The 25,850-nt window shown below is 36.8% G+C and carries 26 protein-coding genes; all 26 read left to right on the top strand.

Annotated elements, in window-relative coordinates:
* Positions 1-199: 199 nt before the first annotated feature.
* The 26 genes from U473_RS10600 (at position 200) to U473_RS10475 (ending at position 25,737) form a co-directional block, all read left to right on the top strand.
* On the top strand, positions 200-760 hold the full coding sequence (locus tag U473_RS10600; RefSeq protein WP_068726158.1) for a biotin transporter BioY: 561 nt from the start codon (positions 200-202) through the stop codon (positions 758-760).
* A gap of 494 nt (positions 761-1,254) precedes the next feature.
* A complete protein-coding gene (ftsE, locus tag U473_RS10595) occupies positions 1,255-1,941 on the top strand; it encodes a cell division ATP-binding protein FtsE (protein ID WP_068726156.1) in 687 nt (228 codons plus the stop codon).
* Positions 1,931-2,818, top strand: a complete 888-nt coding sequence (ftsX, locus tag U473_RS10590; protein ID WP_068726154.1) for a permease-like cell division protein FtsX — start codon at positions 1,931-1,933, stop codon at positions 2,816-2,818. The genes ftsE and ftsX overlap by 11 nt, the downstream gene beginning before the upstream one ends.
* A 71-nt stretch (positions 2,819-2,889) precedes the next feature.
* Positions 2,890-4,074 (top strand): murein hydrolase activator EnvC family protein, encoded by a 1,185-nt coding sequence (locus U473_RS10585; protein WP_068726152.1) that lies wholly within the window; start codon positions 2,890-2,892, stop codon positions 4,072-4,074.
* A gap of 65 nt (positions 4,075-4,139) precedes the next feature.
* Positions 4,140-5,567 carry a S41 family peptidase gene (locus U473_RS10580; protein WP_068727634.1) on the top strand — a complete coding sequence of 476 codons (1,428 nt, stop codon included), beginning with the start codon at positions 4,140-4,142 and terminating at the stop codon, positions 5,565-5,567.
* Positions 5,568-5,675: 108 nt separating this feature from the next.
* Positions 5,676-6,257 (top strand): hypothetical protein, encoded by a 582-nt coding sequence (locus U473_RS10575; RefSeq protein WP_068726150.1) that lies wholly within the window; start codon positions 5,676-5,678, stop codon positions 6,255-6,257.
* Positions 6,258-6,313: 56 nt separating this feature from the next.
* Positions 6,314-6,931, top strand: a complete 618-nt coding sequence (locus U473_RS10570; protein WP_068726148.1) for a PDZ domain-containing protein — start codon at positions 6,314-6,316, stop codon at positions 6,929-6,931.
* A gap of 161 nt (positions 6,932-7,092) precedes the next feature.
* Positions 7,093-9,075 (top strand): excinuclease ABC subunit UvrB, encoded by a 1,983-nt coding sequence (gene uvrB / locus U473_RS10565; RefSeq protein WP_068726146.1) that lies wholly within the window; start codon positions 7,093-7,095, stop codon positions 9,073-9,075.
* The gene (uvrA, locus tag U473_RS10560) at positions 9,075-11,948 is read left to right on the top strand and encodes an excinuclease ABC subunit UvrA (protein ID WP_068726144.1); all 2,874 of its coding nucleotides are present in this window, start codon (positions 9,075-9,077) and stop codon (positions 11,946-11,948) included. Before uvrB ends, uvrA begins: the two co-directional genes overlap by 1 nt.
* A 140-nt stretch (positions 11,949-12,088) precedes the next feature.
* Positions 12,089-12,277: a PspC domain-containing protein gene (locus tag U473_RS10555; protein ID WP_068726142.1), complete on the top strand. Its 189-nt coding sequence runs from the start codon at positions 12,089-12,091 to the stop codon at positions 12,275-12,277.
* A 185-nt stretch (positions 12,278-12,462) separates the two neighbouring features.
* Complete coding sequence (locus U473_RS10550; protein ID WP_068726140.1) at positions 12,463-13,359, top strand: Rossmann-like and DUF2520 domain-containing protein; 897 nt, start codon at positions 12,463-12,465, stop codon at positions 13,357-13,359.
* Positions 13,325-14,167: a 3-methyl-2-oxobutanoate hydroxymethyltransferase gene (gene panB, locus U473_RS10545; RefSeq protein WP_068726138.1), complete on the top strand. Its 843-nt coding sequence runs from the start codon at positions 13,325-13,327 to the stop codon at positions 14,165-14,167. The genes U473_RS10550 and panB overlap by 35 nt, the downstream gene beginning before the upstream one ends.
* A 1-nt stretch (position 14,168) precedes the next feature.
* Positions 14,169-15,014 carry a pantoate--beta-alanine ligase gene (gene panC / locus U473_RS10540; RefSeq protein ID WP_068726136.1) on the top strand — a complete coding sequence of 282 codons (846 nt, stop codon included), beginning with the start codon at positions 14,169-14,171 and terminating at the stop codon, positions 15,012-15,014.
* A 3-nt stretch (positions 15,015-15,017) separates the two neighbouring features.
* Positions 15,018-15,422, top strand: coding sequence for an aspartate 1-decarboxylase (gene panD, locus U473_RS10535; RefSeq protein WP_068726134.1), 405 nt, complete (start codon positions 15,018-15,020; stop codon positions 15,420-15,422).
* 7 nt (positions 15,423-15,429) lie between these two features.
* Positions 15,430-16,242, top strand: coding sequence for a Cof-type HAD-IIB family hydrolase (locus tag U473_RS10530; protein WP_068726132.1), 813 nt, complete (start codon positions 15,430-15,432; stop codon positions 16,240-16,242).
* 12 nt (positions 16,243-16,254) lie between these two features.
* On the top strand, positions 16,255-17,229 hold the full coding sequence (locus tag U473_RS10525) for a PucR family transcriptional regulator (RefSeq protein ID WP_068726130.1): 975 nt from the start codon (positions 16,255-16,257) through the stop codon (positions 17,227-17,229).
* Positions 17,230-17,314: 85 nt separating this feature from the next.
* Positions 17,315-18,424, top strand: a complete 1,110-nt coding sequence (locus U473_RS10520) for an ABC transporter ATP-binding protein (RefSeq protein WP_068726128.1) — start codon at positions 17,315-17,317, stop codon at positions 18,422-18,424.
* A gap of 184 nt (positions 18,425-18,608) precedes the next feature.
* The gene (gene hprK, locus U473_RS10515) at positions 18,609-19,538 is read left to right on the top strand and encodes an HPr(Ser) kinase/phosphatase (RefSeq protein ID WP_068726126.1); all 930 of its coding nucleotides are present in this window, start codon (positions 18,609-18,611) and stop codon (positions 19,536-19,538) included.
* A gap of 19 nt (positions 19,539-19,557) precedes the next feature.
* On the top strand, positions 19,558-20,442 hold the full coding sequence (lgt, locus tag U473_RS10510; RefSeq protein WP_068726124.1) for a prolipoprotein diacylglyceryl transferase: 885 nt from the start codon (positions 19,558-19,560) through the stop codon (positions 20,440-20,442).
* A 31-nt stretch (positions 20,443-20,473) separates the two neighbouring features.
* Positions 20,474-21,430 (top strand): nucleoside recognition domain-containing protein, encoded by a 957-nt coding sequence (locus tag U473_RS10505; protein WP_068726122.1) that lies wholly within the window; start codon positions 20,474-20,476, stop codon positions 21,428-21,430.
* Positions 21,427-22,092 carry a pyrophosphatase PpaX gene (gene ppaX, locus U473_RS10500; protein ID WP_068726120.1) on the top strand — a complete coding sequence of 222 codons (666 nt, stop codon included), beginning with the start codon at positions 21,427-21,429 and terminating at the stop codon, positions 22,090-22,092. Before U473_RS10505 ends, ppaX begins: the two co-directional genes overlap by 4 nt.
* Positions 22,079-22,567 (top strand): acyltransferase, encoded by a 489-nt coding sequence (locus tag U473_RS10495; RefSeq protein WP_068726117.1) that lies wholly within the window; start codon positions 22,079-22,081, stop codon positions 22,565-22,567. The genes ppaX and U473_RS10495 overlap by 14 nt, the downstream gene beginning before the upstream one ends.
* Positions 22,568-22,670: 103 nt before the next feature.
* Complete coding sequence (locus U473_RS10490; RefSeq protein WP_068726115.1) at positions 22,671-24,161, top strand: sensor histidine kinase; 1,491 nt, start codon at positions 22,671-22,673, stop codon at positions 24,159-24,161.
* Positions 24,127-24,768 (top strand): response regulator, encoded by a 642-nt coding sequence (locus U473_RS10485; protein ID WP_068726113.1) that lies wholly within the window; start codon positions 24,127-24,129, stop codon positions 24,766-24,768. The genes U473_RS10490 and U473_RS10485 overlap by 35 nt, the downstream gene beginning before the upstream one ends.
* Positions 24,769-24,918: 150 nt before the next feature.
* The gene (locus U473_RS10480) at positions 24,919-25,392 is read left to right on the top strand and encodes a hypothetical protein (RefSeq protein ID WP_068726112.1); all 474 of its coding nucleotides are present in this window, start codon (positions 24,919-24,921) and stop codon (positions 25,390-25,392) included.
* A gap of 15 nt (positions 25,393-25,407) precedes the next feature.
* Positions 25,408-25,737: a hypothetical protein gene (locus tag U473_RS10475; RefSeq protein ID WP_068726111.1), complete on the top strand. Its 330-nt coding sequence runs from the start codon at positions 25,408-25,410 to the stop codon at positions 25,735-25,737.
* The last annotated feature ends 113 nt before the right edge of the window (positions 25,738-25,850 follow it).

Below are 25,850 nucleotides of genomic sequence, written 5' to 3'. Positions count from 1 at the left end.
TGGCCAGCCTCCTACCCGATTTTAGGAAAGTATAAGTGCAACGCTTGGCATAAGCCAAGTTGTTCTTTAAAAAATTAAATGTTAACTATTGATAAAAATTAAGTTGACAAATAATGAACCTACCTTTATGCTAGAGTTAAAGATTTCCAAATTTTTAGAAACAATTAATGATAATTAGATGTGAAGGTAGGGACGAAAGATGAAATTAAAAGAGATGATGTATGTAGCATTATTTACTGCGGTCGTTGCCGTACTTGGTTATTTACCAGCGATACCACTTGCATTTATACCTGTACCGATTACTGCGCAAACCTTAGGCGTGATGTTGGCAGGATCAGTATTAGGAGCTAAACGAGGTGGTTTAAGTATGCTCGTTCTTGTTCTTTTAGCAGCGGTAGGAGCACCAGTCTTGTCTGGTGGAAGTGGAGGTATATCTGTTTTGCTTGGCCCAACAGGTGGATATGTTTTAAGTTGGCCAATTGCAGCGTTTGTCATAGGTTTATTAGTAGAGCGTTCATGGCAAAATCTTAAGGTTTGGAAGTTGACTCTTTTTCATGTCATTGGTGGTATTCTCATCGTTTATGCGATTGGGATTCCTTATTTAGCTGTCGTGGCCAAGTTGAATATATACGAAGCGCTTATTTCTAACCTTGCTTTTATTCCAGGGGATCTAATTAAAGCGTTTGTTGCAGCAGTTGTAGCCATGCAAATGAAAAAATCCTATCCTATCATTCAACCAAGCCAACAGGTGGAAGTTTAAAAAATAGCATAAAGAAAACCTAGTGAACTACCCGCTAATATCATAGCAAAAAAAGACAACTTTAGGCTACGCATAACCGAAATTCATCTCCCACTTTCACTGGTGCTGGCACACCTTAACGTTTAGAAGTGGGAGACTTCTTTCGGAGGGAAGTTAAATAATTAATGTAGTAAAAGGATCTCTACTATGTAAAAAATGTAGAGGTCTTTTTTTGTCTAAAGTTGCCAGAAACTTTGATGAATCCAGTAGCGTTATTTGTGAGTGTTAGGTTATTGTACATATTTACTTTTTTCGTCATTTTTTTCCCGGGAAATACTTTTTCTCACAAAGATAATGAGATAAATACTAGAAAAGTGTCGCTAATGGAAAAATGAGGGTGGGAAAGCATATATTTCTTGAAAATTTTTAAAGGATTTTTTGGAGATATGTCGAAAAGAATAAAAATCCACTTATGAATTTCACCATCTAAGATTATAAGGAAGAGAAGTGAAACTATGATAGAAATGTTTGATGTTTGGAAAACATATCCGAATGGTGTTAATGCCTTACAAGCCATAAATATTAAGATTAACAAAGGTGAATTTGTATATGTCGTTGGCCCTAGTGGTGCCGGTAAATCGACATTTATTAAATTGATGTATCGAGAAGAACGCCCAACGAAAGGTCAAATTTTTTTAAATGGATTTAATGTTGAAAAATTAAAAGAACGACAAATTCCGCAAATTCGTCGTAATATTGGTGTTGTATTTCAAGATTATCGCTTGTTACCCAATTTAACGGCATATGAAAATGTATCTTTTGCAATGGAAGTTATTGAGGCGCCAAAAAAACTGATTCGTAAACGGGTGCCTGAAGTTCTTGAATTAGTTGGTTTAAAAGAAAAAATGAATGCTATGCCAAATCAATTATCAGGTGGGGAACAACAACGAGTTGCATTGGCAAGAGCATTAGTAAATAGCCCTTCCGTGATTATTGCTGATGAACCAACAGGTAATCTTGACCCTGATACTTCATGGGAAATTATGGACTTATTTGAAAAAATCAATTTCCGAGGAACAACGATTGTGATGGCAACGCATAACAAAGAGATCGTGAATAAGTTGAGAAAACGGGTTATTGCGATCGAGAATGGAAGTGTTGTTAGGGATCAGCAGCGAGGTGAATACGGCTATGAATCTTAATACAGTAGGACGACATATAAAAGAAGGCTTTCGAAATATTGGCAGAAATGGTTGGATGACCTTTGCATCAGTAAGTGCGGTAGCCATTACCCTTCTCATATTAGGTGTCTTTCTTTTACTTGCTATGAATGTGAATTATATGACAAAGATTATTGAAGACCAGGTTGAAATTACTGTCGAATTAGACCTAAATGCAAAAGATGCACAAATTAAGGCAATTGAAAACGAGATACGTAATATGGATGGGGTTAAATCCGTTACTTTCATTTCCAAAGAAGAACTTTTAAAACAACTAAAAGAACGTTTAGGGAAAGATGCCTATCTATTAGAAGGCTTTGATGAAGAAAATTCGCTATATGATAGTTTTCAAGTTCGTGCATTTAATCCCGAGACCACTGGACAGGTTGCAGAAAAAATTGCAAAAATTCAAATGGTTTCTAATGTAGATTATGGAAAAGCTACTGTTGAGAAACTATTTGCTGTCACAAAATGGGTGAGAAACATTGGCTTGGCCTTTACGCTTGGTTTAGCCTTTACAGCAATGTTCTTAATTTCGAATACGATCAAAATTACGATTTACGCCAGAAGAAGAGAAATTCAGATTATGAAGCTCGTTGGAGCAACAAATTGGTTTATACGCTGGCCATTTTTTGTTGAAGGATTTTTACTAGGGGTTTTAGGTTCGATTGGCCCAATTATTCTTTTATACATAGGTTACCGCACTCTATTAGACAAAGTGAATCTATCATTTTTATTCTTTAAGTTTTTACCAGTATATCCATTAACTTATCAAATTTCACTAATCTTAGTTGTGATCGGGGCATTTATTGGAATTTGGGGAAGTATGATGTCAGTGCGGCGATTCCTAAAAATTTAAGGATTTTTAGAATTGAGAATTGAGAATTGAAAACGAAGAATGAAAAATGGGAGAGGAAGGAGAAAAAATAGATGGATAAAAGACGATGGCTGTCATTGGTTCTAACACTAAGTTTATTTTTTTCTATCAGTTTCCCAATGATTGAAACTAAAGCCGTGAGCAAATCGCAGCAATTGGACAAGCAGATCCAACAAATTCAGCTAAAAAAGAAAGAGGCTGCAAATAAAGCAAGAAACATTGACATGCAACTAAAGCAAATTAATTCAACAAAAGAAAGCATTCAAAAAGAGCTTGTTTCCTTAGAGACACAAATTAACGAAACAGAAAATAAAATTTTTACATTAGAAGGTCAAATTGAAAAAGTGACCACTCAAGCAAAGGAAGCTGCTAATCAATTAGAGTTAGCAGAAAAAAGAGTAGAAGAACGGGACGATCTATTAAGAACAAGGGTGCGATTGATGGCACGTAATAGAGATGTTGATTACCTTGATGTTCTTTTAGGGGCTACAAGTTTTTCAGATTTCTTACAAAGATTTAATATCCTACAAAAAATAGTAGATTCAGATAAAAAAATACTAGAAGAAAATATTAAAGACCGTAACACAATCGTGGAGAAGAAAAAAGAGATTGAACGTTCATTAGCTAGATTGGAACAGTTATTTGGAGAAACCGAGAATTTAAGAAAAACATTAGTTGCTAAGAAAGAAGAAAGAAAGGTGAAAATTGCCTCACTCAACCAACAGGCACAAGAATTAGCTGAATTTAAAGAAGAAGAACAAAATCTAGTAAAAGAATTAGCTGAAAAAGAGGCTGCTTTATTAAGGGAAAAAAATAAATTAAATATTAAATATAGTGGTGGGAAGTTTGCTTGGCCATTACCTGCTAGTACTAGAATTACTTCAGATTTTGGCTTGAGAATCCATCCTATAACTGGTAAAAAGACTGGTCACGATGGAATTGACATCGGTGCTCCACAAGGAAAAGATATTGTTGCAGCAGATGATGGGGTTGTTATCCTTGCTACTTATGTGAGTGGTTACGGGAATACAGTGATGATTGATCATGGGAGTGGTATTTGGACGTTGTATGGACACATACGAAATGGTGGAATTAAAGTAAAAGTAGGTCAAGAAGTGAAAAAAGGAGAAAAAATTGCTGAAGTTGGTTCTACTGGACGTTCTACTGGTCCACATTTACATTTTGAGGTTCAGAAAAATAAACAGGCTGTCAATCCATGGAATTATTTAAAGAAATAACTTCATATTTTGTACATGCCCATCATATAATGTAAATAGTCTAACGAAGGTGGTGCGTGGAATTGATGGTTAAGGGTCGTACATTATTAATCCTACTTGTACTATCAATTGTACTAAGTAGTTTGGTCACTGCAATGGTTGTTGATGGGAATGGAATCGTGATAAACCAACCATCTGGAACTGAATCCGTTCCGAAAGAGATGAATAAACTAGTTGATGTTTATCAGACCATATTACAATCATATGTTGAAAAGAAAAATGGAAACGAATTAATCGATGGGGCAATTAGAGGTATGGTTCAGTCCTTAAATGATCCACATTCCACATATATGGATGCGAAAGAATCGAAGGATTTTTTCGGAAGTTTAAATGATTCTTTTGAAGGGATTGGGACAGAGGTAACGATTGAAAATGGTAAAATCACTGTGATCGCGCCAATAAAAGGGAGTCCTTCTGAAAAAGCAGGAATTCGACCTAGAGACCAAATCATTAAAGTGAATGGCGAGTCTTTAGAAGGGCTTAATTTAATCGAAGCGGTTAGCAAAATTAGAGGACCAAAAGGGACAAAAGCAGTGTTAGAAATTGTTCGCCCAGGTATAGAGGCACCAATTGAGATAACTGTAATACGTGATGAAATTCCAATTGAAACCGTTTATTCAAGCACGATTTCTTCCAAAAAAGGAACATTGGGTAAAATTGAAATTACGAATTTTGGTGAGAATACAGCAGCGGAATTTAAAAAGGCTTTAAAAGACTTAGAAAGCAAGGGTATTAAAGGTTTAATTATTGATGTTCGCGGGAATCCCGGTGGATATCTACAGAGTGTATTAGAGATTGGGAATTTAGTTGTCCCAAATAAAGGGATTATTGTTCAAGTAGAGGACCGTAACAAAAAAAGAGAACAATATCATTCTGAAATGGAACAACCAAGCTACCCGATTGTTTCTCTAATTAACGGTGGAAGTGCCAGTGCTGCTGAAATATTAGTAGCTGCATTACAAGAGGCTGGACATTACCCAGTGGTTGGAGAGCCTTCCTTTGGTAAAGGTACGGTACAGAATCCTTTTGAACTTTCGGATGGCAGTAATGTTAAATTGACAGTTGCAAAATGGTTAACACCAAATGGAAATTGGATTCATCAAAAGGGAATTCAACCTGATGTGAAGATGGAACAGCCTGAATATTTCCATGCAGCACCATTTCCAGAAGATATTCAATTAAAACGAGATACAAATAGTAATGATGTGAAAAATCTACAGATTATATTGAATGGGTTAGGCTATAAAACAGGAAGAACTGATGGGTACTTTGATCAAGAGACGGTCTTAGCTGTTCAAGCCTTCCAAAAAGCAAATGGATTAAAAGCAAGTGGTGTAGTGGATCAAGTTACTGCTAATAAGCTTCAAGATAAAATCATTGAACGAATTAGAGATCCAAAAAATGATTTGCAGCTTCAAGTAGCCATTGAAACATTATTAAAAGCAATAAAATAGAAAAGCAGGAAATCGAAATCCAAGTATCGAATAAATACCACATATGATGATGTGGTATTTTTCATTGGCTATTTTATGCAAAATGATCAAGGGAAGGAAGTCATATGAATGGAACTGCTAATTGAACTGATCAAGAAAATACCTTTTCTTTTTTTACAGCCTATGTTGTATATTGGTTTGATTCTGATCATCCTTCAATATAGAAGACAAATGATATTGGAAAGAACCTTATTTAGTTCTCGGATTCATTCAGTTCCCTTAGAAGTACTAGGTTCTCTCGGATATGGATTGATTGGTGGTGTAGTTGGATCAGGTTTGATGATGTCATTAGGCGTAGTATTTCACCCATATGAGATGGGAATCGTTTGGTTGATTACTGCGATTTTAATTTTTTTTCATATTCGCTTTCTTTGTCTTTCCTATGCGGCAGGTATATTAGGACTATTAGCAGGTATCATGCGACTTTTTCCAACACCAGAAATAGTTTGGTTAAAACCATTTTGGGAGATGGTGACTCAATTACATATTCCCTCTCTTATCGCCATTGTTGCCATTTTACATTTGATCGAGGCATTTCTCATTCGCTTGCAAGCTGAAAAAACATCGACACCCTTATTCATCGAAACCAAAAGAGGAAAATTGATAGGGGGCAACATATTCAAGCTTTTTGGCTACTACCCTTATTTTTAGTTGTTTCTACTGGTGATTCAAGTCAAGGAATCGAGCTATCCTCTACTTGGTGGCCTTTGATTGGTGGGGCATCAAGTCTAACGATTTTACCAGTTCCAGCTATCATTGGTTATTCAGATGTTACTACTGTTTATACATCTGTTGAAAAAAGCAAAGTGGCTTCAAAACACTTAATGATTTATAGCGTATTTTTATTTGGACTAGCTTTTGCTGCAGAATATTGGCTACCCCTTCAAATCATTGCTGCTCTTTTTGCAGCACTAGCTCATGAAGGATTAAGACTTATTGGGAAGAGGGCAGAAGCAAAAAGAAGTGTGCTTTTTGTTCATCCTAATGATGGTCTAAGAGTTCTAGAAGTGATCCCGGGAAGTCCAGCGGCAAGAATGGGGATCAAATCGGGTGAAACGATAAAAAAAGTGAATGGCATTCCAGTTACTGATAAACGAGGGCTTTATGAGGCTCTTCAAAGTCAATCAGCCTTTGCAAAGCTAGAAATCATTAATCTTTCAGGACATATCAAATTGGTTCAACATTCCCTTTATGAGGGCGATCATCATCAATTAGGAATCATCTTAGCTCCCGATGACGAAGCACCCTATTATATCGAAATGGAAGATCATAATTTGTTGAAATTATTTAGACAGAAAGCGGAAAAAATCTTCCGTGGGGCTTAAAAAGTAGATTTTTGCCAAGAATAAAATCAGAAGTAGACAAAGGCTGCTTAAAAACAAGTAGCTCGTTTTTTTGACCATTCAAGGAACATTTGTTCTTTTCGTTTTCACTATAGATATGATATAATTTATTTATATGTGTGATTGACAAGGAGATATTGAGGATGGACCAAGTTTTCCAACTACAATCAGAGTATAAACCACAAGGGGATCAACCTAAAGCAATTGAAGCTTTAGTTCAGGGAATAAAAGAAAATAAACAACACCAAGTACTATTAGGGGCAACAGGGACAGGAAAAACATTTACGATGGCCAATGTGATTGCTCAAGTGAATAAACCAACTTTAGTGATTGCTCATAATAAAACGCTTGCTGCTCAATTGGCTAGTGAATTTAAGGAGTTTTTCCCTAATAACGCTGTTGAATATTTTGTAAGTTACTACGATTATTACCAACCAGAAGCCTATGTTCCACAGACGGATACGTATATTGAAAAAGATGCAAGCATCAATGATGAAATTGATAAATTACGCCACTCAGCAACAAGTGCTTTATTTGAACGAAAGGACGTTATTATTGTCGCTAGTGTGTCAAGTATTTATGGATTAGGATCTCCAGAAGAGTATCGAGAGCTTGTTCTTTCATTAAGAGTAGGAATGGAACGAGAGCGAAATAAAGTCTTAAGAAAATTGGTGGATATTCAATATCAGCGAAATGATATTAATTTCACTCGTGGGACCTTCCGAGTTCGTGGCGATGTGATTGAAATCTTTCCGGCTTCTCGTAGTGAACAAGCGGTACGTGTCGAGTTTTTTGGCGATGAGATCGAACGAATTCGGGAAATCGATGTGCTTACAGGTGAAATTATTGGTGACCGGGATCACATTGCGATTTTTCCTGCTTCTCACTTCGTAACAAGAGAAGAAAAAATGAAATTAGCACTTAAAAATATCGAAGAGGAATTAGACGCTAGATTAAAAGAATTAAGAGATCAACGGAAATTATTGGAAGCCCAGCGTTTAGAACAAAGAACAAGATATGATCTGGAAATGATGGCAGAGGTTGGATTTTGTTCAGGAATTGAGAACTATTCTAGGCATTTAGAAGGAAGGCCTGCTGGTTCTACTCCTAACACCTTGTTAGATTATTTTCCTGATGATTTTTTAATGATGATCGATGAATCCCATGTAACGATTCCCCAAATTCGGGGAATGTACAATGGTGATAGGGCACGTAAACAGGTACTTGTCGATCATGGCTTTCGTTTGCCTTCCGCTTTGGATAACAGGCCTCTACGGTTTGATGAATTTGAAAAGCACATTCACCAAATCGTTTATGTTTCGGCTACACCTGGACCCTATGAATTGGAACATGCCCCAGAAGTAATCGAACAAATTATTCGTCCAACTGGGTTACTAGACCCTGTCATTGATGTTCGCCCAATTAAAGGACAAATTGATGATTTAATTGGTGAAATCAATTTACGAATCGAAAAAGAAGAACGAGTCATGGTGACTACCTTAACGAAAAAGATGGCAGAGGATTTAACAGACTATCTAAAGGAAATTGGTATCAAGGTGAAATACCTTCATTCAGATATTAAAACCTTGGAACGAATGCAAATTATACGTGGATTGCGACTAGGAGAGTTTGATGTTCTTGTGGGAATCAACCTTTTAAGAGAAGGTTTAGATATACCAGAAGTTTCATTGGTTGCAATTCTTGATGCAGATAAAGAAGGGTTTTTACGTTCTGAAACCTCTTTAATTCAGACGATTGGTCGGGCAGCGAGAAACGCTAATGGCATGGTGATTATGTATGCGGATAAAATCACCGATTCAATGAGAAGAGCGATAGAAGAAACGGAACGACGTCGTAACATTCAGATCGCTTATAATAAAGAACATCACATTGTTCCTATGACCATTCGTAAGAAAGTGAGCGATGTGATCGAAGCAGTGAAGGTTGCTGAGCAAAAGGCTGATTATGGTCAAGGAAAACAGAGAAAAATGAGTAAGAAGGAAAGAGTTCAAATGATTGAGCGTTTAGAAAAAGAAATGAAAGCTGCTGCTAAAGAACTCCATTTTGAAAAAGCAGCAGAATTACGTGATCTCATCATGGAATTGAAAGTGGAAGGGGATCTATAATGCCACAAGAAAAGATTGAAATAAAAGGAGCAAGGGTTCACAACCTAAAAAATATTGATGTATCGATTCCCCGTGACAAATTTGTCGTATTGACTGGGTTAAGTGGTTCAGGGAAATCCTCTTTAGCCTTTGATACGATTTATGCTGAAGGGCAACGCCGTTATGTGGAATCTTTATCAGCTTATGCTAGACAGTTTTTAGGTCAAATGGATAAACCGGATGTGGATTCTATTGATGGATTGTCCCCCGCTATTTCCATTGATCAAAAAACCACTAGCAAAAATCCTCGTTCTACTGTTGGAACGGTTACGGAAATTTACGATTATTTACGTCTATTATTTGCACGAATCGGAAAACCACATTGTCCTGTTCATGGAACAGAAATCAGTGCACAGACCATTGAACAAATGGTAGACCGGTTGTTGAGTTATCCAGAGCGGACGAAAATGCAGATTCTTGCTCCAGTCATAGAGGGGAGAAAAGGGGAGCATAGCAAGGTTTTAGAAGATATCAAAAAGCAGGGATTTGTTCGTGTCCGTGTCGATGGAGAAGTTTTAGATGTCAGTGAAGAAATCAAGCTTGAGAAGAATAAGAAACATACAATTGAAGTGGTTGTTGACCGCATTATCTTAAAGCCTGATATTCAAACAAGGTTAGCCGATTCATTAGAAACAGCATTACAGATGGCTGATGGCAAAGTGATTGTGGAAATCATTGGCGAGGAAGAGCTTTTATTTAGTCAAAAATTGGCTTGTCCAATCTGTGGATTTAGTATGGATGAGTTATCACCAAGGATGTTCTCCTTTAATAGTCCATATGGTGCCTGTCCTACATGTGACGGGTTAGGAAGCAAAATGGAAGTAGACCCGGATTTATTGATTCCTGATCCCAAAAAGACTTTAGCCGAAGGGGCGATTGAACCATGGGCAGGAATTAGCTCTACCTATTATCCACAGTTGCTAGAATCGATTTGTAACCACTTAGGTATTGATATGAACACTCCTGTAGATCAATTAAGTGCAGAACAATTACATTTAATTTTACATGGAAGTAAAGGAGAAAAAATCCATTTCCGTTATGAAAATGAATTTGGTCAAGTGAGAGAAGCAGATGTTCCATTTGAAGGGGTTATTCCTAATTTGGAACGAAGGTATAAAGAGACGGTTTCTGACTATACAAGAGACCATATCGAACAGTTTATGAGTCATAATCCTTGTCCAACCTGTAAAGGGGCTCGATTAAAGAAAGAAATTTTATCAGTACAAGTTGGCGGTCAAAATATAGCCTATGTTACAGATCTTTCGATCAAGAATGCATTAAGCTTTTTTGAGAATTTAACTTTAACAGAAAAAGAACAAACGATTGCTCATCTTATTTTGAAAGAAATTAAATCACGGCTTGGATTTTTAGCGAATGTAGGCTTAGACTATTTAACTTTAAGCCGTGCTGCTGGAACGCTTTCTGGAGGTGAAGCTCAGCGGATTCGTCTTGCAACCCAAATCGGTTCTAGTTTAATGGGAGTGCTCTATATCTTAGATGAACCAAGTATTGGTTTACATCAAAGGGATAATGACCGACTGATTAGAACTTTAGAACATATGCGGGACTTAGGGAATACGCTTATCGTAGTAGAACATGATGAAGATACCATGTTAGCTGCTGATTACATTATTGATATTGGGCCAGGGGCAGGAATTCACGGAGGACAAGTCATCGCGAAGGGAACGCCAAAAGAGATCATGGCAGATAAGAATTCTCTAACTGGTCAATATTTAAGTGGAAGGAAATTTATTTCTGTCCCTGTTGAACGTCGTAAACCAAATGGAAAATGGTTAGAAATAAAGGGAGCAAAGGAAAATAATTTAAAGAATATCAATGTAAAAATTCCACTGGGGGTCTTTACAAGTGTAACTGGTGTATCAGGTTCTGGTAAAAGTACGATGGTTAATGAAATTCTATATAAAACATTAGCCAAAGAATTAAATGGTGCAAAACAAAAGCCAGGACAATATAAAGAATTACGGGGAATCGAGTATTTAGATAAGGTAATCGATATTGACCAATCACCAATTGGGCGTACTCCCAGGTCAAACCCTGCTACGTACACAGGTGTGTTTGATGATATTCGTGATGTTTTTGCAAATACCCAAGAAGCAAAGGTGCGCGGGTATAAAAAAGGCCGCTTCAGTTTTAATGTTAAAGGTGGCCGTTGCGAGGCTTGCCGTGGGGATGGAATCATTAAGATTGAAATGCATTTTCTCCCTGATGTCTATGTTCCTTGTGAGGTATGTAAGGGTAAACGCTACAATCGGGAGACGTTAGAAGTGAAGTATAAGGGAAAAACGATTTCCGATGTACTCGATATGACGGTGGAAGATGCGCTAGAGTTCTTTAAAAACATTCCACGTATCCAGCGAAAATTACAAACTTTGTTTGATGTTGGCTTGGGATATATTAAATTAGGACAACCTGCCACTACTTTATCTGGAGGAGAAGCCCAGCGGGTGAAACTAGCTTCTGAACTTTATCGTCGTAGTAATGGTCGTACCTTATATATTCTTGACGAACCAACGACTGGACTTCATGTAGATGATATTGCTAGACTATTACAGGTGTTGCAAAGACTTGTAGATAATGGTGATTCTGTACTTGTGATTGAACATAATCTAGATGTCATCAAGACCTCTGATTACATCATCGATTTAGGACCTGAAGGTGGTGATGGGGGAGGGATCATCATTGCTCAAGGTACCCCTGAAAAAATCATAGAGGTAGAAGAATCTTATACAGGAAAATATTTAAAACCAATCCTAGAAAGAGATAGAAGACGGGCAGAAGAAAGAATTCGGGAGTACGCACAAGCTACTTCCTAAAAACGAGTGATCACTGTGATTGAAACAGGTCAATTTGGCTCGATTGTCGATGTCAGAGATGAAGAAAAACATGAAAAGGTTGAAATTATTTTCGAGTAGAAACGTATGAATAGATAAAGGTGGGAAAGGGTGATTGTAATATGAAAAAATTAAGAAGATCAAGAAATAATAAGATGATTGCTGGGGTACTAGGAGGACTTGCAGATTATTTTGATGTGGATGTGACGGTTGTTCGATTATTATATGTGTTGATATCTGTACTCTCTGCAGCCTTCCCAGGGATTATCGTTTATATCATAGCGATGTTCATTATGCCTCAAGAAGATTAGTGAGGGATTGCTGTGAGTTGGATTATTAAGGTGATTTTAAATGGTTTGGCACAAGATAAGAAATAACCACCAATCAGGTGGTTATTTCTTTAATACTAAAGAGAGCTTTCATTTCATTACAAGATAAAAGAGTATGTATATTCTCCTGTTTTAAATTTTATTAAAGTTAGGAAGGGGGTCATGAATTGAAGATTGGATTTATTGGAGCAGGAAAAGTGGGTACGTCATTAGGTGAATATTGGTATCGTAAGGGGTTTCAAGTGGTAGGATATTATACTCGTACCTATCAACATGCAGTAAAGGCTGCGAGCAAAAGCAAAAGTATGGCTTATCAAGAATTGGAAGCGTTGGTAAAAGACTCAGATCTAATAGCTATTTCAGTGAACGATGATCAAATTGCAAGCATATCTGAAAAACTGGCTAGTTTACCGATTGTATGGGAAAATAAGATAGTATTTCATTTGAGTGGCTTACATACTTCTAATTTGCTATCTTCTTTATGGGATCATGGGGCTACGGTTTGTTCATTACATCCTATGCTTTCTTTTAGTGATCCAGAAAAAGCTGTTATTGATCTTCAATCTGTTTTATTTACAATAGAAGGAAGAGGGAAAAAGTTAGGGGAATTAAAATCTCTTTTAGATCAATGTGGAAATTCATGGATGGAGATTCGTACAGATGTAAAGGCCTTATATCATACTGCAGCAACCATTCTATCAAATTATTTAGTCACATTAGTAGATATAGGTGTCCAAATGCTGACTACTGCTGGTTTTAAACAAAATCAAACAAAAGACTTAATTGAGCCCCTTGTGAAAAAAACGATCGATCGAGTGATCGATTTAGGGACGGAAAAGGCTTTAACTGGCCCAATTTCTAGGGGTGACATGTGTACACTAGAAAAGCATTTGGAAGTACTTGGGGAAGTAGACCAAACCTGGCTTGATCTTTACCAACAAATGGGTTTTTTAACGATAGACCTGGCAAAACGGGGAGGGCGGATTACATCTGATTCGGCTGAAAAAATGAAGGAGGTGCTAATATCTAATGAAAAAAAGAAACACAATAGCAACTTTTCGTAAAATGAAGCAAGAAGGACAGAAGATCACGATGTTGACAGCTTATGATTATCCCACAGCTAAATTATTAGATCAGAGTGGAATCGATGGAATACTTGTAGGCGATTCATTAGGAATGGTTGTATTAGGTTATGAAAATACAACACAAGTGACGATGGAGGATATGATTCATCATATAAAAGCCGTCAGCCGAGCAGTAGATCAAGCGCTTGTGATCGGAGATATGCCATTTTTATCCTATCACATGGGGATCAAAGAAAGCGTCAAAAATGCGGGCCGGATTATTCAAGAAGGCCATGCTCAAGCAGTAAAATTAGAAGGTGGTATAGAAATCATAGAAGAGATCAAAGCGATTATAAGAGCGGGTATTCCTGTCATGGGCCATTTAGGCTTTACTCCGCAGTCTATTCACCAAATGGGTGGATATTATGTACAAGGAAAAACTGAAAATGAAGCTAGGAAATTGCTTGAAGATGCTAAAGCTCTTGAAGATGCAGGGGTTTTTTCCCTCGTATTGGAGATGGTGCCTGCTGAATTAGCAACGATGATTTCTTCACAGCTTTCGATTCCAGTCATAGGGATAGGGGCTGGTGTTGGCTGTGATGGGCAGGTATTAGTCACTCATGATCTTTTAGGATTTTATCATGGGAATATACCCAAATTTGTAAAACAATATGCAGAAATTGGTCAAACGATCAAAGATTCTGTTTCTCAATATATAAAAGAGGTAAAACAAGGAACTTTTCCAAGGGAAGAACATTGCTTTCATTCGGAACGAATCTCAATATCTCAATTGTATGGGGGAAAATAATATGGAGATTTATAAAAACATTCAAGAAATGAAATCATATTTGAAAGAAATGCGGAAAGAAGGGAAGAAAATAGGCTTTGTTCCTACCATGGGATATTTGCATGAGGGTCATCTTTCCTTGATCCGAAGAGCAGCTGTTGAGAATGATTTGGTCGTGGTGAGTATATTCGTTAATCCTCGTCAGTTTGGCCCAGGTGAAGATTTTGAACGTTATCCAAGGAATATAGAACAGGATATACGTTTGTCTCAGGAAGCAGGCGCAAATGTACTTTTTATACCTGGAATCAATGAAATGTATCCAGAAGGATTTAATACCTATGTAGAAGTAAAACAATTGACGGAAACATTATGTGGAAAATCAAGACCGGGTCATTTTTTGGGCGTGACTACAGTCGTTAATAAATTATTTCATATTGTAAATCCTGACCGTGCTTATTTTGGACAAAAAGATGCTCAACAGGTGATTGTCATTCAGAGAATGGTGAAGGATCTAAATATGGATGTAGAGGTAGTGGTTTGTCCGATTGTACGAGAAGCAGATGGATTGGCAATGAGTTCACGCAATGTTTATCTTAATTCCGAAGAAAGAGGACAAGCCATTGTTCTTTTCCATGCTTTAAATATGGCGAAGGAAAGGATTGAACAAGGTGAGCGGGATGCGATGAGGTTAAAAAAGCAAATTGAAATGATGATCCAACAACAACCATTAGCCAATATTGATTATGTCTCTATTGTTGATGGCGAAAACCTTGAGGAAGTAAAGGAGATCAATCATAAGGTATTGATTGCACTTGCCGTTAAATTTGGAACAACTAGGTTAATAGACAATATGATTGTGGAGGTATAGAAAATGCTTAGAGAAATGATGACTGGAAAAATCCATAGAGCCATTGTAACTGAAGCGAATCTCAATTATGTGGGAAGTATAACGATTGACCAAGACTTATTGGAGGCAGCAGATATTTTACCTGGTCAAAAAGTACAAATTGTGAATAATAATAATGGGGCTCGTTTTGAAACTTACGTGATTACTGGTGAGAAGGGAAGCGGGACCATCTGTTTAAATGGAGCTGCAGCACGTTTGGTACAACCAGGAGATGTAGTGATTATTATAGCTTATGGTTGGTTAGATGATCAAGAAGCTAAAGATCATCAACCTAAAGTCGTCTTTGTTGATCAGCAGAATAAAATCATCAAATTAGGAACGGAAAAAGAAAAATTAGAAATATACGACGATAAAAGGATAGAAAGGTAGGAGATAGATGAAATACAAACTAGTAGCGATCGATCTAGATGATACGTTATTAAGAGATGATCTAAAAATTTCTCCACAGACGATAGAAGCCATACAAGAAGCTGTTAAAAAAGGAGTGACTGTGACACTAGCAACAGGCCGAATGTTTCAGTCTGCAGCTCAATATGCGAAAGAAATTCAGCTCGATGTACCCATTATTACCTATCAAGGTGCACTCATTAAAAATGTCCTTAGTGGAGAAGTGTTGTATGAAAGACTATTACCATATGACTTAACGATTCAAGTGATTCAAGAACTTAGACAACAAAACAAACATATTCAAATCTATTTACACGATGAACTTATTGTTGAAAGTCATAATAAATATGTGGAGAAATATAGTAAGGCTTCAAATGTTCCTTTTAAAAAAGTAGATGATTTGATTGAAACGATGGATAAACTTCAAACTAAGCCTTTAAAAATCATTACCATTGATGAACCAGAAGTGATCAAGGGAATGGAAAAGGAGTGGCAGACAAAGTATGGGGATTTGGCCCATGTTACCATATCGAAACCAGATTTCTTAGAGATTTCTCATCGAGAGGCATCGAAAGGACAAGCTATTCAATACTTAGCCCAAAGCAAAGGGATCACTATGGACCAAGTAATTGCGATTGGGGATAGTTATAATGATCGGGATATGATTGAAGTGGCTGGGTTAGGAGTAGCTATGGGAAATGGACATCCAGATATAAAGGCATTGGCCGATTATGTGACAAAGACGAATAATGACCATGGGGTATGGGAAGTGTTGCAGAAGTTTGTTTTGAATGAGGAGTAGGGGTGAGTAAGAATGGAAATAGAGATTTACTCTGTTTCAGCAACAACCGAAAAGGAAAAAGATCAAAAGAATAATCATGATATATTTTTGTTTGAAAAGGATCATATCCGTACTTATTTACGCCTACCACGAGAAAAGCAAGACTTTACAAAGAAAGAAATTGTAGAAATGATAGCTTATTTAAAAGAAAATCTCCTAAATGAGGATCCCGAGCAAACTCGTTTGCAAGAATGGCTAAAGGAACAATGGATGGATAAGAGTTACACCAATACACGACCTACAATGATTCAAATTCCCGCATGGGTAAATAAAGTTAAGAATTGGAATCAAGGGTGGATTCCGATTCTTTTTATCAAACAGCGCCATAGTGAATGGGATCATTCTTTGATTGAATTGCTTCATTCGTATTTAGAATTCGATTTCTTTGAAGTAACCATCTCTGAAACCATGTTAATGATCGTGATCTCAAATCTTGAATTAAAAATACCCTATCACCAATCTATTGAATTAGAAGAGTTTGCTTATGGTTTACAAGCAATGATTCAAAATGAATGGGAAGAAGAAATAAAAATAGGATTACACTATCCTATTGATCAGATAGAAGATTTAATAAAAGAGGGAAGACAGCTACTACTTGATGAAAAATGGGTGATGAGACTGTGGCAGCAGGTTGATCTCTTATTACCTTGGACTCATCAGCTTGAACGACTTATTTTTTCAATCCCTGAAGATGGTTTAAAACTTTTTAAACCATTACAGTGGCCAAATGATCCGGAGTTAAATAAGACTTTAGAGGTATTTTTTGAAGAAAATTTAAATATGAGTGAGACTGCCAGAAGGTTGTATATCCATCGTAATACACTACAATATCGTTTGGAAAAGATTAAGCAAGCAACAAATCTTGATGTAAAAAAATTTGAGGATGCGGTAATTGCTAAAATCATAATGATGTTAAACAAAGATGATGGACAAAATGCACAGAATTGATGCGAAAAAATTGTAAGATTTGCGCATAGATAACGCTTACAAAGATAGGCTAGAATGAAAGTAATACAGAATGGAGGGGAATTTTATGGCAAAGGTAACATTAAATCATATTTACAAACGTTATGGTGATGTAGAAGTTGTAAAAGATTTTAATTTGGAAATTCAAGATAAAGAATTTTTAGTGCTTGTTGGTCCATCTGGTTGTGGTAAATCAACAACATTACGGATGATTGCTGGATTAGAGGAAATCTCTGAGGGTGAGCTTTATATTGGCGATGAACTAGTCAATAATAAAGCGCCTAAAGATCGAGATATTGCGATGGTATTCCAAAGCTATGCATTATATCCTCATATGTCTGTTTATGATAATATGGCGTTTGGTTTGAAACTTAGAAAATTTAGCAAAGATGAGATCAAGAAAAGAGTTCATGAAGCTGCTAAAATTCTTGATATCGAACATTTATTAGATCGTAAACCTAAAGCGCTTTCTGGTGGACAAAGACAGCGTGTTGCCTTAGGAAGAGCGATTGTTCGTGAACCAAAAGTATTTTTGATGGATGAACCACTTTCTAACTTAGATGCTAAATTGCGTGTACAAATGAGGACAGAAATTAGTAAACTACACAAGCGTCTTGAAACAACCGTTGTTTATGTTACACACGATCAAACAGAAGCGATGACCATGGGTGATCGGATTGTGGTTATGAAAGATGGTATTGTTCAACAAGTAGATACACCAAATGAAATCTATAATCATCCAAAAAATATCTTTGTTGCTGGATTTATAGGTTCACCAGCGATGAACTTCATTCCTGGTAAATTAGAAGGAAAAGAAGATATGCTTTTCTTTAGAACAGAAGGCATTACTTTACAAATTCCTGAAGGAAAAGCTAAAATTCTTCGCGATAAAGGTTATGCAGGTAAAGAAATTATCCTTGGGATTCGCCCAGAAGATATCCATGACGAACCTATCTTCTTAGAATCCTCACCACAAAGTCAATTCACAGCAACGATCGATGTAGCAGAAAACATGGGTTCGGAAATGTACCTATATCTATCTGGAATTGGTAAAGATTCTGTGACAGCAAGAATTAATGCCCGCACTCAATTAAGGGCAGGAAGCCAAGTTAAATTGGCATTAGATATGAACAAAATTCATATCTTTGATAAAGATAGTGAAGATGCGATTTTCTAATTTTACAATTGAATCAAAAATCATTTATAATAAGATTATGATTTTTTAAAAGCGACTGATTATCATCAGTCGCTATTATTATAACGGGACCAAGCAAAAGTAATCGGAATAAGCTTCGAAGGAAGTCGTTACTTTTGTGGGTTATCTTAAGGACTCATTGGATACAATGTTGTGGAGTGATAAAATGGACAAAAAATTAAAAGTAAAAGATTTATTAGAGGATTTTTCCTTAGAATTATTATGTAAGGATACGGATCTAGACCGATTGGTTACTGTAAGCGATCTTAGTCGACCAGGAATAGAATTGTCAGGTTTTTTTACATATTACCCTTCTGAAAGGGTACAAATTTTGGGAAAAACAGAGATCACCTTTGTTAATGGACTTCCTTCCGATGTGAGAAGGGAGCGGATGGAACAATTATGTCAAGATGATACACCCTGCATCATCATTGCTCGTGATATGCCAGCACCAGATGAATTATTGGAGGTAGCCTGCGATAGGAAAATTCCGATTCTAAAAACGCCATTAAATACCACTCGTTTTATCAGTAAATTAACGAATTATTTGGAGGCCCAACTAGCCCCTACCCGGACGATTCATGGTGTATTGATTGATGTCTATGGTGTAGGAATTTTGATTACTGGTGGCAGTGGAATTGGTAAAAGCGAAACAGCTTTGGAATTAGTAAAACGTGGCCATCGCTTAGTTGCGGATGACGCAGTAGTGATTAGACAAACAGCTGAAAATGAATTGATCGGAACAGCACCGGAGTTAATTCGCCACTTATTAGAAATTAGAGGACTAGGGATCATCAATGTAATGACGTTATTTGGTGCAGGAGCGGTAAGAATTCATAAAAAGATTACTTTAGTGATTAACTTGGAGATGTGGGATAAGGATAAGAGTTACGAGCGGTTAGGATTAGATGAAGAAAAGATGAAGATTATGGATACAGAGATTCCTTTAATTACAATCCCAGTTCGTCCTGGCCGAAACCTAGCTGTTATCGTTGAAGTTGCTGCGATGAATTACCGTTTAAAGTTAATGGGGTATCATGCAGCTAAAGAGTTTACTGCTCGATTAACGGAGGCCATGGAAGAAGAAATCGACTAACGAATATGGAGGGGTATGAATGTTCACATTAGCTATTGATCCAATTGCTTTTCAACTTGGGCCATTAAAAGTTCACTGGTATGGAATTATTTTAGGTTCAGCTGCCATATTTGGTTTGCTACTCGCTCTTTGGGAATCTAAGCGAATTGGTTTTAATGCAGACCTGTTAATGGATTTACTTATCTATGCGGTGCCTGCAGCAATCATTGGAGCAAGGGCTTATTATGTACTTTTTCAATGGGACTATTATTCTGAGCACCCTGAGGATATTATTGCGATCTGGAAAGGTGGGCTTGCGATACACGGGGCTTTGATCGGATCGATTTTAACAGGGTATATCTTTGCTAGAGTAAAAAATATCTCTTTTTTAAAGTTGGCTGATTTGGTGGCACCAAGTATCTTATTAGGGCAAGCGATAGGTCGCTGGGGCAACTTTATGAATCAAGAAGCACACGGTGGACCTGTGAGTTTAGAATTTTTGCAGAATCTTCATTTACCGCAATTTATCATTGACCAAATGAATATTGGTGGTGTATATTATCATCCTACGTTTTTATATGAATCGATTTGGAATATCATCGGTGTGATTCTATTGGTTTGGTATAGAAAGAAAAATCCGATTCAAGGAATGGTTTTTTTAAGCTATTTTATTTGGTATTCGATTGGTCGTTTTTTTATCGAGGGGTTAAGAACAGACAGTCTAGCTTTTGACGGGCCAACATGGTTAGCTTCTTTAATGAAAATTCTCTGGTCCCCTATGGCGATCTATTTTGAACCAGGTGAAATGGCTTATGGAAATGTTCGTATTGCTCAATTGATTGGTGTCGTATTAATACTTCTAGCTTTAGTTGCTATGTGGATTCGAAAATATAAAACAGTTCGGCCAGCACGATATGAAGATTAAACAAGGGTAAGGAGCAACGGGGGAGTGTAAGATGATTACGAAAGAAACTTGGAGCAAAGGACTAAAGTCGGGTGTTCATACCACTTGGGTTTTAGGAAAAGTCGTTTTTCCAATCACGATGATTGTTTCAATTTTAAATTATACCCCAGTGATTCATTGGGTCACTTCTTTTTTTACACCGTTAATGAAATGGATAGGATTACCTGGTGAAGCTGCAATCCCACTTGCATTAGGCTATTTATTAAATCTTTATGCGGCAATAGGAGCCATTTTGTCTTTAGATTTAACAGTAAAAAACGTTTTTATCTTAGCGATCATGTTAAGTTTTGCTCATAATTTGTTGGTTGAAACCGTTGTGGCTAAAAAAATTGGTGTTAAGGCGATCGTTCCAATTTCCTTACGTATTGGATTATCATTTGCTGCTGGAATTCTTGTTTACCTTTTCTGGCGTGGAGGAGATAATTCGGCCCATTATGGAATGGTTGCGGCCGTTCAAGAACAACCTGAAACTTGGATTGGTATCGGCTTATTAGCCTTTAAAAAAGCGTTACTTGGCATTTGGCAAATTGCGTTAATCGTATTTCCCCTCATGTTAGGCATTCAACTATTAAAGGATTTACATGCAATTCAATATATTTCCAAATGGTTAGAACCCTTAACAAGGGTTTTAGGACTTTCTTCCGGGAAGACATCTGTTCCATTATTGGCAGGATTGATTTTTGGATTAGCTTATGGTGCTGGAGTCATCATTGAGAGTTCGAAAGAAGAAAATTTCTCAAAACGGGATTTATATCTTTTGTCTATTTTTCTAGTTGCTAGTCATGCGGTGATTGAGGATACGTTGATTTTTATTCCTTTAGGTATCAATGTGATTCCTTTGTTGCTCATTCGTGTGGCCGTTGCCTTTGTGATTACCATGCTTACAGCTAAAGTATGGCAAAGGCTGATTACTCATACTGAACTTGTGGTGAAGGGAGAAGCAAAGTGAAATATAAGACTTTACTATTTGATTTAGATGGAACGATTATTAATACGAATGAGTTGATCATCAACTCCTTTTTATATACATTGGAACAATTTTATCCTGGAAAATATACTCGTGAAGTGATCATTCCCCATATGGGTCGCCCCTTATATGAACAAATGTTACAGTTTGGGGAGGAAAAAACGGCTCAACAAATGGTTGAGATTTATCGTGAACATAATGTAAGAACCCATGATGAGATGGTAATGGAATTTCCACATGTGAAGGAAGTACTAGCGCTTCTAAAACAAGAAGGAGCAACATTAGGAATAGTTACGACGAAGATGAAAAATACCGTCATGATGGGTTTAAAATTATTTGGCTTAGATGTGCTGATGGATACCATCGTAACATACGAAGATACAGAACTACACAAGCCTGCACCAGAGCCTGTGCTTCTTGCAATGGAAAGGCTAGGCGCAGATCCTAAAACCACATTGATGGTAGGGGATTCCCAATATGATCTTCAAGCAGCTCAAAATGCAGGCATTACGTCTGTTGGTGTAGCATGGAGTATCAAAGGCCCAGAATTTTTGCAGCAATTTCATCCAGATTTTATGCTATACGACTTTCGCGATTTAATCGATATTGTGAAGGGAACGAAGAAAGTAGATGAGGAAAACTAAGAGATATCCTGTAGAAGGTAGCAATTCTTTATGGCAAGTATATCAAACCGTTTCCTTTTGGAAGGTCATGAAGAGTTTTATCGTGATTACGATTGCTCGGTTTACTCCGTGGTTACCTGTAAAAAATTGGCTTTATCGCACTTTTCTGCAGATGGAAATTGGCGAGAAAACGTCAATTGCTTTAATGGTGATGATGGATACCATGTTCCCTGAGAAAATTCACATTGGTGATAATACGATTATTGGTTACAATACGACAATCTTAGCCCATGAATATTTAATTGAAGAATATCGATTGGGAGATGTATATATTGGTTCAAATGTGATGATTGGTGCCAATTCCTTGATTTTACCTGGCGTAACGATTGGTGATTATGCTGTTGTTGCTGCTGGCGCCGTCGTGACGAAAGACGTTCCTCCCAATGCGTTTGTTGCAGGAAATCCTGCAAGAATCATTAGAATGTTAAATAAATAGTCTGTGATTTCACAAAATTGACGAATATTAAAGCTAATAGTAATGATATAATGACAAAAAGAGGAAATTGATATAATGTCTATTTCTAAGGGGGAGGAATTTTTTGTCTATCCTAGCTGCATTTTTTGAAACGAATCATGTGGTTATTTCTTTTGTTTATCCTCTTACCTTTTTCCTTATGGGTTTTGGAATTCTATTAAAAAATACCGTTCACAGTCATTTTTATTTGGCGAAAAGTTTATATTATCTAGCCTTATTTGGCATTTTGCATGGAATTGCTGACTGGGGAGTTGCATTTATTCCTCTTCAAAAGAGCTATTTAAACGCTTCACAAATCTACGTTTTAGAGTCTATCCAATTTATTATCAATGCCATTTCCTTCTTTTTCCTTTTTTACTTTGGTATGCATTTGCTTATTCAAACGAAAAAATGGGATCGTAAGTTTTTATTCATCCCAATGTTTGTCTTATTAGTATGGTTTTCTCATTTTATTTTCCTTGAGCCGATTTTTGTTGATGAAAAGAATCAAGACTGGTGGTTTGCAATTAGTGATATCTGGGCTCGTTACCTCTTAGCTTTTCCTGGGGGAGCAATAAGCAGCTATGCCCTATTTTTACAAAAAAGACAATTTCAAAGTTTTGGTGTTCCTTCTATGACACGAATTTTGTATTTGGCGATGGGCTCCGTTGCTTCTTATGCTTTAGCTGGTGGTTTGATTGTTCCTTACGCACCAGTTCTTCCAGCGATTCTCTTTAACTCAGATCTTTTCTTTCATACCACAGGAATTCCGATTGAATTATTTAGAGGGTTAAGTGCTTTTCTAATGGCCTTTTTTATTCTGAAAATTTTAAAAGTATTTGATCTGGAATATCAAAACTATTTCTATCAAGCAGAAAAAACGAAAGCGGTGGTAGAGGAGAGAAGTAAGATTGCTAGGGACCTTCATGATGGAATGATTCAATCCATTTATGCTACGGGGCTTCAATTGGAAAGAGTCCGTAACATGCTTCTCACCGATAATAAAGAAAATAAAATCGAACAATCAGCCATTGAACTACAAGTGATTGTAAAAAGACTAAATGATCTGATTCGAGAGATTAGGGGATATATCAAAAAATTGAAAATGCCAGTAAATCAAGAGGCAACGATGAAAGAAGAAATAAAACGTTTAATCGAGGAAATGGATATTAAGCATGAATTGCAGATTCTATTCCAATATGATTTCCAAGGTGAAGATCCTCCTTTGTCGCAAACAGTGCAAATCTACTATATTGTAAAAGAGGCTTTGAGTAATGTTTTGCGCCATGCAAACGCATCAAAAGTCATGATTTCGGTCCAAGGAAACCGCAAAAAATATGAGGTTGAAATAGAAGATAACGGAACAGGAATGGGAAATATAGAAGGATACATAGAAAAGGAGGAGCCAGAGTTTTTTAGACAAGGAATAAAAAATATGAGATTTCGTGCCCAGTCTATTGGAGGGAGTTTAATCATTTCTTCAGTAAAAGGAGTAGGGACAAGGCTCACATTACAAGTTAAAAATGAGGGGAGGATGGAAAATGGACAAGAAGATCAAATTGCTGCTAGTGGATGATAGTGAAATGGTACGGATGGGTCTAAAAAGCTTACTTACGATTTATCCTAGAATTGAAATTGTGGGGGAAGCAGTCAGTGGAGATGAAGCAATCGCTTTATCTATTGAAAAAAAGCCGGACGTCATTCTAATGGATGTCCGAATGCCACATAAAAGCGGTATTGAAGCATGCAAGGAAATCTTAAAAATTCAACCTTCTACCTATGTGATTATGCTCACTTCTCATGATGATGAAGAGGCGATCTATGATTCTGTAAAGGTGGGGGCTAGTGGCTATATATTAAAAGAGATTTGTTCCCAGGATTTAATTCGTGCTATTGAAGCAGTCGTTGAAGGGAAATCTCTTCTTGATCCAACGATTACAACAAAATTACTAAGGAAAATACGTCAGTCGGAAGAAGCGAAAAAAATAAATGAACTCACGTATCAAGAAAGACAGGTTCTTTGTTTGATAGCTGAAGGAAAGACAAATCGAGAAATTGCAGAGACGATGGTTCTAAGTGAAAAGACGATTCGAAACTATGTTAGTCAAATATTAGCTAAATTAGAAGTGAATAATCGCGCAGAAGCAGCCGCTTTTGCTGTTCGCTATCATTTAAATGAGTAACGTGTTAATGGGAAACAATGTCCTGAGAAAATAAGGGACATTGTTCCTTTTTTTTTAGAGAGGACCTTCACTAGTGGTCTTTTTTAAGCCATGAGATAATAAAGTCACAAGGAGCTCCTTAATATTAATAAATGAAAGTGGGGGTACGCTATGTTTAAAGTGTTTACGACAATGCCTCATGTCATGTTTGGTGTATGGGGAATTATTATGGCTGTTTGGGCACTTGTAGAACTTTTAAATGTGAATGAAAAGAATATCAAAAGGCTAAGAATCGTAAGTGTTTTATCATCAGTATTTATCTGGATTTCTTACATTGTTGGCGGATGGTGGTATTGGGTTTATTATGGAGCACAAGATGTAGGTGACAAATTCATTATTAAAGCTGGATCGTTCCCTGCAGCACATGCTTTCTTCATGGAAGCAAAGGAACATATCTTCTTTATCCTTCTACTTGCTAGTATGGTTCTTCCAATCATTGCCTATAATGATAAGTTAATTGGGAATAAGCATATTCAAAAATTAGCAATATCTGTTGCCATTATTTCTATCGTCCTTGGTTTTGGTATGGAGGGCATGGGTTCCATGATTACTAAAGGTGTAAAACTAGGTCTATTAGGTCAATAGGAGGGAGAGATCAGAATGGAAGTTAAAGTGGAAAATCAAGGGTTAAGTCAGAAAACCATCGGATTTGGAATAGCCTTTGCCGTCGCAAATATTTTTAATGCAGTGCTGATGATTTTCAAAGAAATGGTTACCCCATTTAAAGACTGGATGGCTTCTCTTACAGGCCATCACTGGGCAACACATGGAGTTTTCACTATCGGATTATTCCTTATACTTGGATTTATCTTATCTAAAAAGGATTTATCGGCGAAGTATAATGCAACAAAATTGATGAACATGGCTATCTGGTCTGCAGTGATTGGTACGGTCTTAATTAGTGGATTTTTCCTGACACATATCTTATAGGAAAATTTAAAAGTCTATTACTTACCTACAAGGTCCCAAGTTTTGGGGCCTTTTTTAAAGATTAAGAAAGTATAACTTTCTTCCATTTGTCATTTAAGGGTTTGTATATTCCA

Origin of the sequence: Tepidibacillus decaturensis (genome assembly GCF_001561915.1) — a bacterium.
Classification (GTDB): domain Bacteria; phylum Bacillota; class Bacilli; order Tepidibacillales; family Tepidibacillaceae; genus Tepidibacillus_B; species Tepidibacillus_B infernus.
Note: the sequence above shows the minus strand (reverse complement) of the source record. Positions and strands in the feature narration are given on the sequence as shown.

Coding starts and splice junctions, on each gene's coding strand:
- ftsX (WP_068726154.1), top strand. CDS start 1,931: ATGAATCTTAATACAGTAGGACGACATATAAAAGAAGGCTTTCGAAAT.
- uvrA (WP_068726144.1), top strand. CDS start 9,075: ATGCCACAAGAAAAGATTGAAATAAAAGGAGCAAGGGTTCACAACCTA.
- panD (WP_068726134.1), top strand. CDS start 15,018: ATGCTTAGAGAAATGATGACTGGAAAAATCCATAGAGCCATTGTAACT.
- U473_RS10520 (WP_068726128.1), top strand. CDS start 17,315: ATGGCAAAGGTAACATTAAATCATATTTACAAACGTTATGGTGATGTA.
- U473_RS10495 (WP_068726117.1), top strand. CDS start 22,079: ATGAGGAAAACTAAGAGATATCCTGTAGAAGGTAGCAATTCTTTATGG.
- panB (WP_068726138.1), top strand. CDS start 13,325: ATGAAAAAAAGAAACACAATAGCAACTTTTCGTAAAATGAAGCAAGAA.
- U473_RS10525 (WP_068726130.1), top strand. CDS start 16,255: ATGGAAATAGAGATTTACTCTGTTTCAGCAACAACCGAAAAGGAAAAA.
- U473_RS10480 (WP_068726112.1), top strand. CDS start 24,919: ATGTTTAAAGTGTTTACGACAATGCCTCATGTCATGTTTGGTGTATGG.
- U473_RS10530 (WP_068726132.1), top strand. CDS start 15,430: ATGAAATACAAACTAGTAGCGATCGATCTAGATGATACGTTATTAAGA.
- hprK (WP_068726126.1), top strand. CDS start 18,609: ATGGACAAAAAATTAAAAGTAAAAGATTTATTAGAGGATTTTTCCTTA.
- lgt (WP_068726124.1), top strand. CDS start 19,558: ATGTTCACATTAGCTATTGATCCAATTGCTTTTCAACTTGGGCCATTA.
- ftsE (WP_068726156.1), top strand. CDS start 1,255: ATGATAGAAATGTTTGATGTTTGGAAAACATATCCGAATGGTGTTAAT.
- U473_RS10575 (WP_068726150.1), top strand. CDS start 5,676: ATGGAACTGCTAATTGAACTGATCAAGAAAATACCTTTTCTTTTTTTA.
- U473_RS10555 (WP_068726142.1), top strand. CDS start 12,089: ATGAAAAAATTAAGAAGATCAAGAAATAATAAGATGATTGCTGGGGTA.
- U473_RS10485 (WP_068726113.1), top strand. CDS start 24,127: ATGGACAAGAAGATCAAATTGCTGCTAGTGGATGATAGTGAAATGGTA.
- U473_RS10585 (WP_068726152.1), top strand. CDS start 2,890: ATGGATAAAAGACGATGGCTGTCATTGGTTCTAACACTAAGTTTATTT.
- U473_RS10580 (WP_068727634.1), top strand. CDS start 4,140: ATGGTTAAGGGTCGTACATTATTAATCCTACTTGTACTATCAATTGTA.
- panC (WP_068726136.1), top strand. CDS start 14,169: ATGGAGATTTATAAAAACATTCAAGAAATGAAATCATATTTGAAAGAA.
- U473_RS10505 (WP_068726122.1), top strand. CDS start 20,474: ATGATTACGAAAGAAACTTGGAGCAAAGGACTAAAGTCGGGTGTTCAT.
- uvrB (WP_068726146.1), top strand. CDS start 7,093: ATGGACCAAGTTTTCCAACTACAATCAGAGTATAAACCACAAGGGGAT.
- U473_RS10475 (WP_068726111.1), top strand. CDS start 25,408: ATGGAAGTTAAAGTGGAAAATCAAGGGTTAAGTCAGAAAACCATCGGA.
- U473_RS10600 (WP_068726158.1), top strand. CDS start 200: ATGAAATTAAAAGAGATGATGTATGTAGCATTATTTACTGCGGTCGTT.